This is a genomic window from Acinetobacter sp. YH12208 (assembly GCF_013418055.1).
In the GTDB taxonomy this organism is placed as follows: Bacteria; Pseudomonadota; Gammaproteobacteria; order Pseudomonadales; family Moraxellaceae; genus Acinetobacter; species Acinetobacter pseudolwoffii.
Genome location: NZ_VPCT01000005.1, coordinates 129,186 through 146,212, shown reverse-complemented (window position 1 = coordinate 146,212; position 17,027 = coordinate 129,186). Strand labels below are relative to the sequence as shown.

Annotated in this window: 14 protein-coding genes; 6 read left to right on the top strand and 8 right to left on the bottom strand. The window is 43.2% G+C overall.

All coding sequences use genetic code 11. The annotated features are described in order from the left end of the window. Nucleotides 1-3: 3 nt before the first annotated feature. The 4 genes from ahpC to FTU95_RS06995 all read right to left on the bottom strand — a co-directional run bounded on the left by ahpC (nt 4) and on the right by FTU95_RS06995 (nt 4,156). The gene (ahpC, locus tag FTU95_RS07010) at nt 4-567 is read right to left on the bottom strand and encodes an alkyl hydroperoxide reductase subunit C (RefSeq protein ID WP_005173184.1); all 564 of its coding nucleotides are present in this window, start codon (nt 565-567) and stop codon (nt 4-6) included. 330 nt (nt 568-897) lie between these two features. Then, the gene (ssb, locus tag FTU95_RS07005; RefSeq protein WP_005095120.1) at nt 898-1,488 is read right to left on the bottom strand and encodes a single-stranded DNA-binding protein; all 591 of its coding nucleotides are present in this window, start codon (nt 1,486-1,488) and stop codon (nt 898-900) included. A 51-nt stretch (nt 1,489-1,539) separates the two neighbouring features. Beyond that, a complete protein-coding gene (locus FTU95_RS07000) occupies nt 1,540-2,904 on the bottom strand; it encodes an MFS transporter (protein ID WP_034608840.1) in 1,365 nt (454 codons plus the stop codon). 163 nt (nt 2,905-3,067) lie between these two features. After that, on the bottom strand, nt 3,068-4,156 hold the full coding sequence (locus FTU95_RS06995; protein ID WP_005095114.1) for a DUF475 domain-containing protein: 1,089 nt from the start codon (nt 4,154-4,156) through the stop codon (nt 3,068-3,070). 221 nt (nt 4,157-4,377) lie between these two features. Between FTU95_RS06995 and tenA the strand changes: the two genes are divergently transcribed. From tenA to uvrA, 5 genes are all read left to right on the top strand, one after another. Further along, a complete protein-coding gene (tenA, locus tag FTU95_RS06990) occupies nt 4,378-5,049 on the top strand; it encodes a thiaminase II (RefSeq protein ID WP_180077989.1) in 672 nt (223 codons plus the stop codon). Nucleotides 5,050-5,443: 394 nt separating this feature from the next. Beyond that, the gene (locus FTU95_RS06985) at nt 5,444-5,749 is read left to right on the top strand and encodes an IS630 transposase-related protein (RefSeq protein ID WP_087547287.1); all 306 of its coding nucleotides are present in this window, start codon (nt 5,444-5,446) and stop codon (nt 5,747-5,749) included. Between the two features lie 47 nt (nt 5,750-5,796). After that, nucleotides 5,797-6,282, top strand: coding sequence for a transposase (locus tag FTU95_RS06980; protein ID WP_373688065.1), 486 nt, complete (start codon nt 5,797-5,799; stop codon nt 6,280-6,282). Between the two features lie 84 nt (nt 6,283-6,366). Further along, on the top strand, nt 6,367-6,735 hold the full coding sequence (locus FTU95_RS06975; protein ID WP_005095110.1) for a hypothetical protein: 369 nt from the start codon (nt 6,367-6,369) through the stop codon (nt 6,733-6,735). A 181-nt stretch (nt 6,736-6,916) separates the two neighbouring features. Next, on the top strand, nt 6,917-9,748 hold the full coding sequence (uvrA, locus tag FTU95_RS06970) for an excinuclease ABC subunit UvrA (RefSeq protein WP_180077987.1): 2,832 nt from the start codon (nt 6,917-6,919) through the stop codon (nt 9,746-9,748). Nucleotides 9,749-9,799: 51 nt separating this feature from the next. Here the strand turns inward: uvrA and FTU95_RS06965 are convergent, their stop codons facing one another. Beyond that, on the bottom strand, nt 9,800-9,964 hold the full coding sequence (locus FTU95_RS06965) for a hypothetical protein (protein ID WP_005095105.1): 165 nt from the start codon (nt 9,962-9,964) through the stop codon (nt 9,800-9,802). 176 nt (nt 9,965-10,140) lie between these two features. Beyond that, on the bottom strand, nt 10,141-11,847 hold the full coding sequence (locus FTU95_RS06960) for a diguanylate cyclase (RefSeq protein ID WP_100534515.1): 1,707 nt from the start codon (nt 11,845-11,847) through the stop codon (nt 10,141-10,143). Between the two features lie 1,114 nt (nt 11,848-12,961). Between FTU95_RS06960 and omp33-36 the strand changes: the two genes are divergently transcribed. Then, nucleotides 12,962-13,876, top strand: coding sequence for a porin Omp33-36 (gene omp33-36, locus FTU95_RS06955; RefSeq protein WP_257220113.1), 915 nt, complete (start codon nt 12,962-12,964; stop codon nt 13,874-13,876). A 68-nt stretch (nt 13,877-13,944) separates the two neighbouring features. Here the strand turns inward: omp33-36 and FTU95_RS06950 are convergent, their stop codons facing one another. Together FTU95_RS06950 and FTU95_RS06945 are read right to left on the bottom strand one after the other, a co-directional pair. Continuing rightward, nucleotides 13,945-15,915 carry a choline BCCT transporter BetT gene (locus tag FTU95_RS06950; protein ID WP_180077985.1) on the bottom strand — a complete coding sequence of 657 codons (1,971 nt, stop codon included), beginning with the start codon at nt 15,913-15,915 and terminating at the stop codon, nt 13,945-13,947. Nucleotides 15,916-16,090: 175 nt separating this feature from the next. Beyond that, nucleotides 16,091-16,804: an ion channel gene (locus FTU95_RS06945; RefSeq protein ID WP_005095099.1), complete on the bottom strand. Its 714-nt coding sequence runs from the start codon at nt 16,802-16,804 to the stop codon at nt 16,091-16,093. Nucleotides 16,805-17,027: the final 223 nt, after the last annotated feature.

The following is a 17,027-nucleotide window of genomic DNA, read 5'->3' as shown; positions in this document are numbered from 1 at the left end:
GAATTAGATTTTACCCACTAAGTCAATTGAAGGAGCAAGAGTCGCTTCGCCTTCTTTCCATTTCGCAGGACATACTTCACCTGGGTGAGCGTGTACATATTGCGCTGCTTTCACTTTGCGAAGCAGTTCAGCTGCATCACGACCAATACCACCAGCATTGATTTCAACGATCTGGATTTTACCTTCTGGATCGATCACGAAAGTACCACGATCTGCCAGACCTTCAGCTTCAATCAATACTTCAAAGTTTTTCGCCAAAGTCCAGGTTGGATCGCCGATCATTGGGTACTGGATTTTACCAATTACGTCAGAGGTATCGTGCCAAGCTTTATGGGTGAAGTGCGTATCGGTTGATACACCATAAATTTCTACGCCCATTTTCTGGAATTCAGTATATTGATCAGCAAGATCGCCTAATTCAGTTGGACAAACAAAAGTAAAGTCAGCAGGATAGAAGAATACAACCGACCATTTACCTTTCATGTCCTGCTCGGACACTTCCACAAATTGACCCTTGTGGTAAGCAGTGGCGTTGAATGGTTTGATTTCAGTATTGATTAAACTCATGAGACCTTTCCTCGTATATTGGTGAGATTATTCATTCGATGAAGATAGAATACGAAAATTTCTTAAATAGGTAAAACCGTAAGTTTTTATAAAAATAATCGTTTTTTTAGATTTAAGATTTCTATGAGGATTACTGATCTGATTGATTTGCTCAATATGGAGCCTAGAATTTGGAACATAAGCCGAGCAGTTAAAATATAATTTTTTGCAACTTAGGTTAGCAATGATAAAGCTCTGAGCTCTATCAAAACTAAACAAAGCAAATTCAAGACATAAAAAAACCCACCGGATTCAGGTGGGTCTTGGATGAAGATTTACCGTTTTGATAAGTTAAAACGGAAGATCATCATCTAAATCAGCTGCAGGCGCTGCTGTTGGTGCAGGTGCAGATTTCGGCGCAAAACCACTCGGATTATTGTTGCCATAACCACCACCCTGATTGTTATTGAAACCACCTTGCTGCGGCGCTGAACCATAACCCGACTGGGGATTATTGCCATAACCGCCACTTTGGTTGTTACTTGCCTGATTATTGTTATTAAAACGTGGCTGGTTAAAACTGTTGTCGCCCTGCTCGCCTTGTGAACGATTCGAGTCCAGCATCTGCATTTGATCACCACGGATTTCCGTTGTATAGCGCTCCTGACCATTTTGATCAGTCCACTGACGGGTACGTAATGAACCTTCAATATATACTTTAGAGCCTTTACGCAGATATTGCTGCGCAATTTCGCCTAAACGGTTATGCAACACGATACGGTGCCATTCCGTTTGTTCTTTACGTTCACCGGTACTTTTATCTGTCCACGAATCGCTGGTAGCAATCGAAAATTGAGTGAGAGAACCACCATTTGCAAAAGTTTTGGTTTCCGGATCTTTACCCAAAGTACCCACTAAAATGACTTTATTTACACCACGCATTTGCTGTTTACTTCCTATATATTTCTGTATTTTACTTTATAAGAGTTATGCTTAAATGGCTACCTCTTTACCTAACAAGTGCGTTAATTGTTGTCGCGAAGCATCATCAATCTGCTGTTTATCGACTTTTATATAGGCAACTTGCTGTTCAGCCATCACCACGACTTCTTCAATACCACGAATCGCCAAAAGCTGAGAAGTCCATTCGTCAGTTTGTCTGCTTTCCGGCAAACGCAGCACCAGTGATGAAAGATAGCGTGGCTGAGCTAGCCCGAAACTCATCAGCAGCCAAACAATCGCAATCCCGGTCAGGATACTCCAGCCCATCGAGGTATTATTGAGCAGCAACAATTGACCACCGATCATTCCCCCAAAGAAGGCACCCAAAAACTGGCTGCTAGCATTCACGCCCATTGCCGTCGCTTTAGACTGGATTGGCGCAGCTTTAGACAGCCAGGAAGGCAATAAGGCCTCCATCACATTAAAGGCAATAAAGAACAGACCCAGGCCAATGAGCAAGATATATTTGGATTCAAAACCAAAGACCATCACCATTAAACCCAGAATAATACCGCTAATCGCCACCAGAAAAATCGCGCGCATTTTGTGGTATTTTTCTGCCAGAATAATACTCGGAAAAGCAAAGAACAGACTTAGCACCAACAGGGGTAAATAGACCAAACCATGACTAGAAAGTGGCAGATCTGCAAACTCGATCAGCTGCGAAGGCACATAAATAAACATGGCTGTGAGCAATAAATGCAGGGTAAACACAGATACATGCAGACGATTCAGATCGCCAATCTGGAGCACCTGTTTCAGTTGGGTCAGATAACCCTGTTGAAAGTTTTTATGATGCCGCGTGACTTTAGGCACCATAAACAGCATCGCAATGGCAGCCAATCCCATCACCGTGGTGACCCAGAACAATCCCGAAATGCCAACCAGACCTGTCAGCCAAGGCCCGAGACTAAATGCCACCACAAAAGACAGACCAATACTCATGCCCATGATTGCCATGGCTTTCATGCGGTTTTCTTCACGCGTGACATCGGCCAGTAAGGCCATGACGACAGCGGATACTGCGCCACCGCCGGCAATGGCACGACCGATAATCACGCCATAAATGCTGTCAGACATGGCTGCAATCGCACCACCCAAGGCAAACAGCAGCAGTCCTAAAACAATCAAAGGCTTACGGCTGTAGCGGTCTGCAATCAGGCTAAATGGTATCTGTAATAAGGCCTGAGTCAAACCATAGACCCCGACCGCCAAACCGATCAGTGCAGGCGTTGCATCGTCATAGGCCTGCCCTGCCACAGAAAACACCGGGATAATCATAAACAACCCCAACATGCGCAGTGCAAAAATACTGCTCAGGGCAAAGGTTGAACGACGTTCTAAAGCATTCATCATAAATTATGGCGATTGGGTTAATTAATCTGGAGCCCAGATTATAGGACATTCAGCTCATGAAGAAGACATGAATTTTATTTGAAATAAAGATGATGCTGATCTAAAAATAAAAAAAGCGCAGCCGGAGCTACGCTTTTTATACTGCCATTTCAGTCAAATGGACTTATTGACCCAGAGCTGCCTGACGTTTTTTGTACTGAATGGATGCGATAACCGCCCAGACAATAAATGCCACACCGATCAAACCGGTCACCACTTCAGGAACATGTAAACCTGTACCGCTGGCAATCATAATAAATGCCAGTGCACCAATCGCGTAGTGCGCACCATGCTCCAGGTAGATATAAGCATCTAAAGTGCCTTTTTCGACCAGATAAATCGTAATCGAACGGACAAAGATCGCACCAATGGCCAGACCGAGCATGATCACGACAACATCTGAAGTAATCGCAAAGGCACCAATCACGCCGTCAAAACTGAAAGAGGCATCGAGGACTTCCAGATACAGGAAACCACCAATACCCGCTTTGACGACACCTGTTGGAGCGCCATTGCTGTCATGACCAACGGCATTACCATGTTCATCAATTTCTGGCTCGCCACCGAGTAAATGGCTCAAGACCTGAACACCAATATAAATCACGATACCCCAGATCCCTGCCATGGTCACCACCAGACGCTTCGCTTCGTCGACATTGGCTGCCATAATCAGCAAAGCCACCAATGCCACGAATACCGACAAAGCCGGGACGCTGGCTAAATTTGCCAAACGGCGTTCAATCAGACGGAACCAGTGGGTGTCTTTTTCATTATCTAAGAAGAAGTTTAAGAACACCATTAACAAGAATGCGCCACCAAATGCCGCAATTTCCGGATGATGTTCCATTAAACGTGCGGAATATTCTTTCGGATCATTCAATGCCAGTTGAATCACTTCAACAAAGCCCATATCTGCCGTTACCGCCACAATCACGATCGGGAAAATCAGACGCATACCGAAAACAGCAATCAAAATCCCCACGGTCAGGAACAGCATTTTCCAGAAATGATCCCAATGACGTAGTACCGAGGCATTGACCACAGCATTATCAAACGATAACGACACTTCCATAACAGCAAGAATGGCTGTAATGGTCAGTACCGTAAACATGGTCTTTAAGCCTGCTTCAGGCCCGTGGGTATAGCCCCAATATGCAGACAAACCAAGACACACGATCGTAAATACAATTGAGAAACCAAAATGTTTCAACATACACAACGACCTTGGATAAATTAAATAAATATATTGCGACCAGAGGACAGCAATATGAATGGAAAAAGTTGGGCTAATTATGAAACTTTTAGCGCATAAACCAAAGCACTTCCTGAGCTGTTTTAGCTTACTTTCTGTTTCTAAAATCTGCCGTTCTTTTAAACAGCCCGATCTTTGCTATAGTGCTGCATGGTTTAACTTGAACTGCGAAGGATTTCCGCATGAGTTTTTCACAAGAGCTATGGCAACGTAATCTAGGGCTTTATCAGAAGACCCTGGCTCTGCCCTTTAATCAGCAACTGGCACAAGGCACATTAAGCCGTGAGGCCTTTAGTCATTATGTGATTCAGGATGCACATTATTTACTGGCCTATGGCCGTGCACTGGCAGTCTGTGCCGCCAAAGCATTTGAGGCAGATGATGTGATTCAGTTTGCTGAAGCCGCCAAAATTGCGATTGTGGTGGAGCGTAGCCTGCATGACGGTTTTATGCAGGATTTTGGCATTAGCAAAGACCAGTTCGAAACTACTCCTCTGACGCTGGCTTGCCATCATTATACCTCTTATCTCACTTCAACTGCCTGGTCAGAAAGCTACCCGGTGGTGCTGGCCTCGTTACTGCCATGTTTCTGGATTTATGCAGAAGTCGGCAAAGATATAGTCGATAATTCTGCACTGAATAATCCTTATCAGGCCTGGGTGGATACCTATTCAGGCGAAGAATTCCACACGGCTGTGCGTAATGTAATTGCGACCATTGACCGTGTTGCGGCGCGCGTTGATGCCGATACGCTGGAAAAAATGCACCAAGCTTATACGCATGCGGCCCGTCTGGAATGGTTATTCTGGGACAGCGCCTTTGAGCAACGCCAGTGGCCTGGTCTGGACCAATAAGATGCACAAAAAAAGTCCTGTTTAAGACCGAAATGCCAGTCAGTTAAGAAATTGACTGGCATTTTCTTTTTTAAATTCATAATTATATTTAATAGCTGGAAAAGTCACCCACTGGGCAAAACCAAAGTAACAACTGATTTACAGGTTTTTTAATTTAAAACCTTAAGACTCCGTCGTGGATGACTAAAAAATTAAAGAGTCTATTTCTAAACGCCTTAACTGATCAGTATTACTGTTGAAGATTGGGCTTCTTTATCTTATCGATTAAAATCGGATCTATTGTCATCAATTGATCATAAAAACGGCTTAGTCTGGGAAAAGAACAACAAAACTGCTGAGTGGCGAGTAAGCTAAACCTATAGCCAAATCCTAAAAACTATAGAACAATAGAGATATGGGATATTCAAAAGATTTTAAAGACAAAGTCATAGAAATTATGATTCGAGATGAAATGTCTGTGCGAAAAGCAGCACAGCATTTTAACATCTGTATACAGACGATTCAGAACTGGAAAAAGTCCACTACAAACAAACCTATTCCTGGCCGTCCAGCTAAAATTAGCAGAGAGCAAATATTGAAGGATGTTGAACAATATCCTGATGATTATCAGTATGAGCGAGCTGAACGTTTAGGAGTAAGCACTCATGCGGTATTTAATGCGTTACATGCCGCAGGAATATCGCGTAAAAAAAGACGTTAAAGCATCCTAAAGCAGATCAAAATCAACGTCAGCAATTTCAAAATCTCATAGAGTGTTTAGAAGGGAAATTGCCTCTGATTTACATAGATGAAAGTGGTTTTCAAAGTGAAAGTACCAGAACCCATAGTTATAGCCTTCAAGGAACACGTGCTGAAGGTAAATTTAACTGGCAGTTGAAGAATTGCAGTAATGCGATCGGTGCAATCATTGAAAATAGATTACTGACAGTTGGTGTGTTTAATTTTTCAGTGAACACAGAAGTATTTGAATGTTGGATTGAACAGGATTTATTACCTAAGTTGAAAGAAAGCAGTGTTTTGATTATGGACAATGCGACCTTTCACAAAGGGAAAAGACTTCAGGAGTTGGTACGTTGTGCAGGCCATTACATTGTGTGGTTTCCTAGATATAGTCCAGATTTAAATCCAATAGAAAATATGTGGTCGCGAGTCAAGGCAATTCGAAATAAGTTTAGAGTTAAAGATATTGATAAATTATTTAAAGATTACTGTAATGATTTATTTGGTATTTAGCTATAGCTATTCGCCACACATTGCCGCATAATAAATGAGAATAATTATCATTTAATAGTTTAGTCCCAGAAAGAGGCATCAGATATGGACACTTTAGGTACCGAGGCGATTCGGGCATTTTTTACGGTGCAATGTTGCTGGTTGAATAATGAAGAAATTTATCTGGAACAGGGCTGTCTGGATTGTGGTTCAGCAGCAACTTACCTGATTTACCATACCAACACGCATATCCAGAAACATCTGCTGAAATTTATTGAAAAGTACCGCTGTCATCAGGCCCGTCGTAATGATTTGCTCGACCTGGATTTTTTCGAACAAGACTATGAGGGCTTTTTGCAAATTCTGGAAAATGAAGTTAATTTCTATGCACGTCTGCATCATGATATACCACGTGACACCTGCTTTGAGGATGTTGAATCGATCTTTGAACGCCGCTATGCAGCGGCTTGTTAAGAACTTCCCTCACGTCTAGTCATTCTGAACAGTGAAGCGATCTACTGTGATATTTCTCGGTATTGTGATGAATTGACCAATCACCGACATAACTTGACGTTTAAAATACTTTTATTTGCACTTGAACATTTTTCATCCGGTATCATATAAGGGTTTTTGATGAATATTCTAGGATCCTTGCATGAGCCAAAGCCACATCCGTATTCGAGGCGCACGTACCCATAACCTGAAAAATGTGAACCTTGATATACCACGCGACAAGTTTGTGGTGATTACGGGACTGTCTGGTTCAGGTAAGTCCTCGCTTGCCTTTGATACCTTATATGCCGAAGGTCAACGCAGATATGTGGAATCGCTGTCTGCCTATGCACGCCAGTTCCTTTCACAAATGGAAAAACCGGAAGTCGATTCGATTGAAGGTCTCAGTCCAGCCATCGCGATTGAACAGAAATCGACCAGCCATAACCCGCGTTCTACCGTGGGTACCATTACCGAAATTTATGACTACTTACGTCTGCTGTATGCACGTGTCGGTACGCCCTTCTGTCCAGAACATGACCTGCCGATGGTGGCACAAACCGTCACGGAAATGGTCGATGCAGTCAAAGTGCTGGAAGAAGGCACAGCCTTGATGCTGCTTGCCCCGGTGGTGCGTGAGCGTAAAGGTGAATATACCGCCTTATTTGAGCAGTTACAGAGTCAAGGTTTTGTCCGTGCCCGCGTCGATGGCGAGATTATGGAAATTGATCCGCCACCAGAACTGGACAAAAAGAAAAAACATACCATTGAAGTCGTGGTCGACCGCTTTAAAGTCCGTGATGATCTGGGCAACCGTATTGCAGAAAGTTTTGAAACTGCACTGCGCCTCGGTGGCGATATTGCGATTTTATCCTGGATGAAGGATGAACATGATGATCGGGTATTTTCTGCCAAGCATTCCTGCCCGGAATGTGACCGCGCTGTCGCAGAACTGGAACCGCGTTTATTCTCGTTCAATAACCCTTTTGGTGCCTGTCCGGTCTGTGATGGTCTCGGCACCCGCAGTCATTTTAGTGCCGATAAACTGATTCCCAATCCTGAAGTCAGTGTCAGTCAGGGTGCGATTCGTGGCTGGGACCGTCAGCGTCCTTATTATTACGGCATGATCCAGAAAGTCGCCGAGCATTTTGGTTTTTCTTTAGAAACGCCGTGGAATGAACTGGATGCCGACACCAAGAAAAAATTCCTGTACGGCACCGGCAAAGAAAAAATTGATCTAAGTTATATCGATGAGCGTGGCCGTCGTCATAATCGGGTGATTCCGTTTGAAGGGATTTTGCCGCATCTGGAACGCCGCTACCGTGAAACTGAAAGTAATTATGTGCGTGATGATCTGGCGCAGTATCTGTCCAATGCTGCCTGTGATGCCTGTGATGGTTCACGGCTGAATGAAATCTCGCGGAATGTGAAAATTCTGGACAAGACCATTGCCGACATTACCCGCATGTCGATTGGTGATGCCGAAAGCTATTATCAGGACATTAACCTAGAAGGCGCACGCGGAGAAATCGCCGACAAGATTTTCAAGGAAATCCGTGAACGTCTGCACTTCCTGGTCTCAGTCGGTCTGAATTATCTCAGCCTGTCGCGTTCTGCCGAAACATTGTCGGGCGGTGAAGCACAGCGTATTCGTCTGGCTTCCCAGATTGGTGCCGGCCTGATGGGCGTGATGTATGTGCTGGATGAACCCTCAATTGGTCTGCATCAGCGTGACAATGACCGTCTGCTGCAAACCCTGATCCGTCTGCGAGACTTGGGCAATACCGTCTTGGTGGTCGAGCATGATGAAGATGCAATTCGTGCCGCCGATCATATTATTGATATTGGCCCGGGTGCAGGTGTACATGGTGGACATGTGATTGCTGAAGGGACTTATGATGAAATTCTGGCCAATCCTGACTCGCTGACCGGACAATATTTGTCTGGCAAGTTAAAAATTGAAGTGCCGAAAAAACGGATTCAGCCACCTAAACCTGAAGAACAGATCAAGCTGATGGGTGCATCTGGGCATAACCTGAAAAAAGTCGATCTGACCATTCCTTTGGGCATTATGACTTGTGTTACCGGGGTATCGGGTTCGGGTAAATCGACCTTGATTAACCGGACATTGTTACCTTTGGCGGCGACCCAACTGAATGGTGCAACCACTTTAACATCGGAAAAGTTTGAATCGATTGATGGCTTGCAGTTCCTCGACAAAGTCGTCGATATTGACCAGAGTCCGATTGGACGAACCCCACGTTCCAATCCGGCCACTTATACCGGTTTATTTACCCCGATTCGTGAACTGTTTTCACAAACTCCGGAAGCCAAAGCACGTGGTTATGCCGCGGGTCGTTTCTCGTTTAACGTGAAAGGTGGTCGCTGTGAAGCCTGTGAAGGCGACGGCATGATCAAGGTGGCGATGCATTTCCTGCCGGATATGTATGTGCCTTGCGATGCCTGTCATGGCAAACGTTATAACCGTGAAACGCTGGAAGTGAACTATAAGGGCAAGAATATTTCCGATGTGTTGCAGATGACCGTTGAGGATGCCATGCATTTCTTCGATGCCATTCCCGTCATTCACCGTCGTCTGGAAACATTGCATCAGGTAGGTTTGGGTTATATCCGTCTGGGTCAGTCTGCGACCACTCTTTCTGGTGGTGAAGCACAGCGGGTCAAACTGGCGCGTGAGCTGGCCAAACGCGATACCGGTCAAACCCTGTATATTCTGGATGAACCGACCACGGGTCTGCATTTCCATGATATTGCCAAACTGCTGGATATCCTGCATCAGCTACGTGACAAAGGTAATACCATTGTGGTGATTGAGCACAACCTGGATGTAATTAAAACCGCAGACTGGGTCGTAGACCTTGGCCCTGAAGGCGGTTCTGGTGGCGGTATGATTGTCGCGGAAGGTACACCTGAAGAAGTCGTGAAAGTCAAAGCGTCACATACGGGTAAGTTTTTGAAAGCGTTATTGAAATAAGCTATCCAAGATTTATCAGCCCTTCTTTTATCAAGGAGGGCTTTTTATTTTTCATGATCCTATTGAACGAATTTCTTCAGCCAATTGTGCCAATATTTGATCATCTACCTTTTTAGCATCATGAGATGAGATATAACCTTCATAGGCATCAAAATACTTATCTATTGAAGAATGAATTGGCTGCCAGTTTTCATGCGTCTTTTTAGTCTGATGCATTGGAAATAATTTGGCATGAACATGACCAACTTAAGTCTAAAGATCATCCAAATTAAATCACATGACTGGCAACATGGATGTTGCCCGTTTGACTGTGCTAAAGGGACTTAGCATCAGTCGAACAAATGCATTTGGCTACTTTTGTGCAGTCAAAAGTAGAGAAGGAATCTTTTAGACTAAACCTCAGCCACCACATTCCGTCCCTTCGCTTTGGCTTTAAACAAAGCATCATCGGCATTTGACAACAAAGCCATCCAGGAAACAGCCCCAATCGCCACCCCGATACTGACCGAAATCTGGATCTCATCTCCTAGCGCAGTCAGAATATAGCGCTCAGCCACTTCAGCCCGGATTTTATCTGCAACGATCAGTGCCTGATCCATCTCAATATTTTCAATCAGTACCAGAAATTCATCGCCACCATAGCGCACCAGCAAATCCGTCGCCCGAACATTGGCCTTTAAACGTTCGGCCACCAGTTGAATCACCTGATCACCCACAATATGCCCATACCGATCATTCACCTGTTTAAAATGATCAATATCGATAATCATCAAACAGGTTTGGCTCAGTTGGCCCGGCTGATTTTCCAGAAAACGGATATATTCTTCTAGCGCGAAACGGTTGGATAATCCGGTCAAAGAATCGGAATGGGCAATATTCTTTAAACGGAACTCTAGCGCATCACGTTCTTGCAACATCTGTTGCAATTTCTGAATGGCAGCGAATAAAGAATCAGAATGATTCACTTCACGCAGCCGCATATCAATTTTCTGACGACCCGAGTTTTTAGACAAACTCAACAACATGCGGCGTGCCTGAATTAGCGGCAGAAAAACCTGTTTACGTGCAAAAATCATGGTTGAAATCGCGGTCAGCAATGAAATCAGCGATACCAACACGCTCCAGATCAAACGCTGCATATTGCTGTTCATCTCTTGAATAGCGGCATCTCTGCTATATTGCAGCAGGTAAGTTTGCAGGTCTACCACAGTCGCAAATTTATCTACGATCGCTTCAGTCAGCTCTGTTCCGCTCAAACGGTAGTCACGTTGCTCCAGACTGTCACTGATCAGCTCACTCACAATCGGTAAGCCTTGCTGAATAAACTCGGTTTCTACCCGCCGATGTAAACGGATGAATTCCTCAGTCTTATCTTGAACAGGTTGAATGGTATCAATCAAGGCCCACAAATAACGCACCTGATGTTGGGTCTGTAAAGAGCGGGTAATATTTTCAGTGGGAAGCGGAGCTTCAAAAGTCACATGTGCCATGATAGACGAGGCCACACGACCGGCCTGATCACGTAAATCTGATAAAAATAGAATCTGGCTAATATAGTTATTCAGAGGGGTCGATGAGCTATCTGAAGCCACCGCCACGTCACGCAAAAGTTCACGGCAACTTTCCCAGGCAGCAAACATCGCCAGAATCGCCTGATCAAGTTCCTGAGCACTGCGCAGCTGACGCGGCATCTGGGTATAAGCATCAACCTGTGCACGCCCTTTTTTCAAACTATTCTCAAGCTGTGAAAGTTGCTGACTCAGGTTGTTAAAACCGACCTCCGTCAAGACATCAGCCGTCTGGGAGAGCTGCCGATCCACCTGTTGACGGTAGCTGATTAACTCTTGCTGATGCTGGGCAAATTCCTGCACCGAACTGGACATGGCCTTATTGGCAGGCGCACGCTCACGCGAAATTTTATTTGCCAGGTCAGCGACCTGCTGCAATGCATTCAATTGTTGATAGGTTTGTCTGGATTTTAAATAACTTTGACTGCTACTCACAATTAAGGGAATACAGATACAAAGTAAACATAAAATAATAATCGACATCGACCAGTACAAACGTTTACTGATCCACTCAGAGCGTAAGGTATTCATGCTGTTGTATTACGCCCCAATATGACAAGCAAAGCTAAATAGATTGATTATTATACAAATAAAATGAAATACTCTTAAAGTAGGTAATTCAACTTAGTTAATGTTTTTTCTATATTTTTTTGATTTTAATTTTTAAAAGCGCTACTTTTTAAATTCAGGCTAAAGTTTTATGGGTTTTATCCTACAAAAAATACAACACAAATACAGGACTTTTAAGCATTAAAAAAAATATCAAAACTTGCTTTCCGCACTATTTACACATGCAACAATTGGGTGCATAATGCACCGCATTAGGGCGAGTTAAATTATTCCTCAGCAGATATTTTAGTTTACCCGCAAATTTTGGCGAAAAAACCCCAGTTTTCTATGAAAACTGGGGTTTTTTTTAGTGCTTATATTTTTAGGTCATCTATTAATGAATTAATATGCACCATTTTAGTGCTTTATTTTTACTATTTTTATTGCTGAAGTTCATTGCTACAGAACAGTTTCTATCTTAGAAGATGAATAGAAAGTAAATAAAAAATGCGGATAAAAAAAAGCCCAACCTTGGGGAAAGCTGGGCCAATAAAAAAATTGTGGAGAATCACGTTAAATCATAATGAAACATGAACTTTAACCTGATACTGATATTATGTAAAAATCTATTAACAATGTAAAGCCGATTGGCCTAGTCGAGATTAAAAAGCATCACATTTTGGTTCAAAAAAGAGACACCTATTACAATTCTAGAGAAATTCTGCATTAAATTTGTACAATTTATAATAAAGCGTGATGAATTATATAATTCATCTTATATTTTTTGACATATTTATGAATTTATCCTTAAAACATAAATTGAATTTTACGATAAAAAATAAATAATCAATTTAATTAATGAATAATAATATCCACACATTTTCTTCTTAATCTTTGACGTAGTGTTCTATTTTTAAGCTCTAGCTTTTTGTTATAAAACAAATTTTACATAAAATTCAATTTCAAGCTAAATAGATGAATATTACACAAAACTAATACATTATTTTAAGACGAAAAAATACTAAATTCAAAGCGGATTGACTTAATAAATTGTTACAATACAATACGTTCTATGTTGTACATCTTTTGTAACAAAATGGTAAATATCATGAAAAAACTAGGTTTAGCCACTGCTGTATTATTAGCGATGACCGGTGCTCAAGCATATCAATTCGAAGTTCAAGGTCAGTCAGAGTACATCGATAACACTGCAAATGACAAAGACTTCACTGGTGCTGTTCAAGGTACTTATTACTTCAAAGATGTAGATGCGTCTAAAGGTCCTTTAGCTGAAGCTGCCTTCCTAAACCAAGCGTCTAATGTTGCTCTAGCGTATAGCTATGGCGAAAATGGTCAAGAAGAAGCTGGACGTTCACGTACTGTAAATCATACTTACGGCGTAAAAGGTGAAGCTTACGTTCCAACTTCAGTTGTGCCTGTTTATGCAAGCGCTTCTTATAGCCATACCATTGCTGATAGCAAAACTGCTAACGCAACTGACGATCAAGGCGACCGTTATGCATTAGAACTTGGTGCTTTAGTTGCTCCTAACTTCTTAGTTGCTGTTGGTTATACCAGCGTTGCTGACCAAGCTTCTTTAGATGCATTCAATATTGTGTCTAACGGCGTTGCTAAAGCTGCTCTTGAATCTGCAACAATTGCTGATAAGACAGATGCGATCACTGCACGTACTAAATACGTTGGTGCAATCGACGGTACTAACATGTCAATTGGTTTTGAAAGCGGTTTAGTTTATGGTGAAGATACTGCCTACAACTTAGGTACAACTCTTTTCCTTAACCCACAGTTAAGCGTTGGTGCTTCTTATATGGAATCTAGCTTTGCTGGTTCTCCAGACAAAGCTTGGGGCGCGAACGTAAACTACTTCATTACTCCTGCTGTTGCAGTTGGCGCATCTTATGTAAATGCTAACTACGAAGCAAATCTTGCGCAAACTGCTCAAGTTCGTGATACTCAAACGATCGGCGTAAATGCCAAATTCCGTTTCTAATTTCTGATTAGATTCTGAATCAAAAAAGGACGCATATTGCGTCCTTTTTTATTGTTTTATGACTTCATTTACTCAGGCGTACGTACCAGACTCAAGAAGTGCAAATGACGTTCATATTGGTCAATGATGTCCTGCAATAGATCTTCTTGCGTCCATTCCATCACATCATAGCCCTGCCCGCCTTCTCTTAAAAAGACTTCTGCCTGATAGGAATCTACGCCCGCATTCTCCAGTTCAGACATAAAACTTGGACTTAAAGTCTGAGTGGCATTGACCTGATAGATAAAATTAATTTCATCCTGATGATCAACACGGAGCTGTATACCGTCTTCTAGCGGGCTAATCGCTACATGTAATCGGCGCCGTTTCAATTCACTTTGAAAGCTGAGAAATGCGTTATTCACCGTATTGTGAATATACTGCTGCACCTCTTCCTGGGTATGCGGATAATGCATAATCAGGCCTAATCGCTGTTGCCAACTACGCGGATTCTGAATTGCACGCGGGGTAATCCGTGCGGCTTGCAGCGCATGCATTTTGGTAACATCCAGATGTAAGGCTTTGATTAATCCCCAGCACATCAGCAGCATAATGAAGGTAAATGGCAAGGCGCTCATGATCGTGGCCGATTGCAAGGCTTCTAAGCCACCCGCCAGCAAGAGGATGATGGCTAACAAAGCCATGAGCACGGTCCAGAATAGACGCTGCCAGGTCGGTGAATTTTCACTTTTTGCTGTCAGATAATCAGTCACCAATGCCCCTGAATCGGCAGAAGTCACAAAGAACAGCATCACTAGTAAAGTCGCAATGATACTGGTTACTGAGCTAAAAGGCAGATTAGCTAAAAATTCGAATAGAGCCACAGATGAATCACGCTGAACTGCTTCTAGCAAGCTGGTATTGGCTTCATGCATAATGCTATACAGCGCAGCATTGCCCATAAAGCCCATCCAGATCAGGGTAAATCCAGTCGGGATCAGCAATACACCCACGATAAATTCACGAATACTGCGCCCTTCCGAGACCCGGGCAATAAACATCCCGACAAATGGCGACCAGGAAATCCACCAGGCCCAGTACATGATGGTCCAGCCCCCAATCCAGCCACTTGGCTGATAGGCATACAGATTAAAGGTCATACTGAACAGATTTGAAACATACTGGCCGGCATTCTGAATAGTCGTCTGTAACAGATAAATACTCGGACCTGCCACAAAAACAAAAATCAGCAACAGCAGTGCAAGTACCAAATTTAGTTCAGATAAACGTTTAATTCCTTTGTCTAATCCAAAAAATACGGAAGTCGCCGCCATGGCACTGACCACAATAATCAAAATGACCTGAGTACTGGGTGCCTGTTCAATGCCAAACAAATAGTTCAAACCTGAATTGATTTGGGTCACCCCGAAACCAAGCGTGGTGGCCACACCAAATACCGTACCAATGGTGGCAAAGGTATCGACGCCATCTCCAATCGGACCATAGATCTTTTGACCAATCAGTGGATACAAGGCCGAACGGATTTTTAAAGGCAATTGATGCCGGTAAGCAAAATAAGCCAAGGATAGGCCAACAAGCGTATAAATAGCCCAGGCATGTAAGCCCCAGTGGAAAAAGGTGACCCGCATAGATTGTTGTGCAGCCAGTACAGTTTCCGGTTCACCGGCAGGTGGCGTGACATAATGCATCACCGGTTCGGCCACGCCAAAGAACATCAGTCCAATCCCCATTCCTGCGGTGAATAACATCGCAAACCAGGAGGCACTGCTATATTTCGGCTGGCTATGGTCGGGTCCCAGTTTGATTTTGCCCATATCCGATAGGGCAATATAAACCAGAAGGATGAGAAATATCGCCACCGACAATACATAGAACCAGCTAAAGGAGGTGGTAATCCACTGGTTCAGTTGCTGGGTGAAAACTGAAAAAGCATCGGGTGCAAATACGACCAACGCTAAAAATATCGCAATAATGGCGACAGTACTAATAAAAACATTTGGATTGATATTGGCAAACCAGGATGGTTTTGTGGAAGGCATACCTCCTCCATTTTTTAAAAATTGGATCGACAAACAGCGTCAAATAATTATTGGTAAGGTCAAAATGATCAGACAGATTCAGTCTATGGAAGCTAGATCTCCTGCTATTTTAGGATGTTACACAAAATAAAGCCGTTAAGTTACTGTAACCAATACAATAAAAGGATGAACTTCATTACTCAGGCGGGTTTTCTCTATTTTTCACGTTCTTTTTATGAGGTAGACGTGCGATATATTGCAAGGCAATTAAGCGGGATACAATCAGCGCCAGATACATCACCCCGACAAACATCTGGATAATTGCCAGCATCCGTGCCAGCGGACTGACCGGCATCACATCCGACAAGCCCGTGGCGGACTGGACACTAAAGCTGAGAAAGATCAAATCTAGCCAAGGCTGATGGGCTTGCAAGTCAGGATCTGAAAAGCTGTAAGGCACCCATAACTGGCAGACACTATAAAGAAAAGCAAAGCCCCAGGCCAGTAAGGTAAATACCGCTCCAGCTGCAAAGAGTTCATCTTTGGTAAGATAGCGGTCATGAAACATATAACGCAACAGGCCATAAGCAGCACTAAAATATGCACTGGCTTCAAACAGATTCGCCGTCACATAGACCCAGGTATAGCGCAGGCCCAAAACAATCAGTGAAGAAAATAGAATTGCGCCGGCCACAAAGCTGAGTCCTAAAATGGTAAACATCGGCGTCTGGCGAATGACCTTGGCAATGACCAGTAACACCAGGACACCGAGCATCCAGGTGATTGCCCGATAGGGCAGGTTTTCATAACTCAACATGGACAAGATCAAAATCAGCAATTGTAAACAAAGCAGCCATGCTGAGGGCAGATGGGTAAAACTGTGCCAGAACTGCTGCAAAGATTGCTTCATACTGCCCTTCTTGTTTGTCTAGTCATGCACGCATGTATTGTTATTTTATCAGGCTTAACATAGCATGATTAAAGCAGTATATAGCTGTACGATTTATATGCAAAGATTGAAAAAATCAAAGTAAAATCTAGCGCACCCAAATTCAGTACGGCGCTTGCTCTAAAAAATTTGGAGCATAAGGGCATAAAAAAAGTCCCTTACGGGACTTTTTTTGCAGGATATC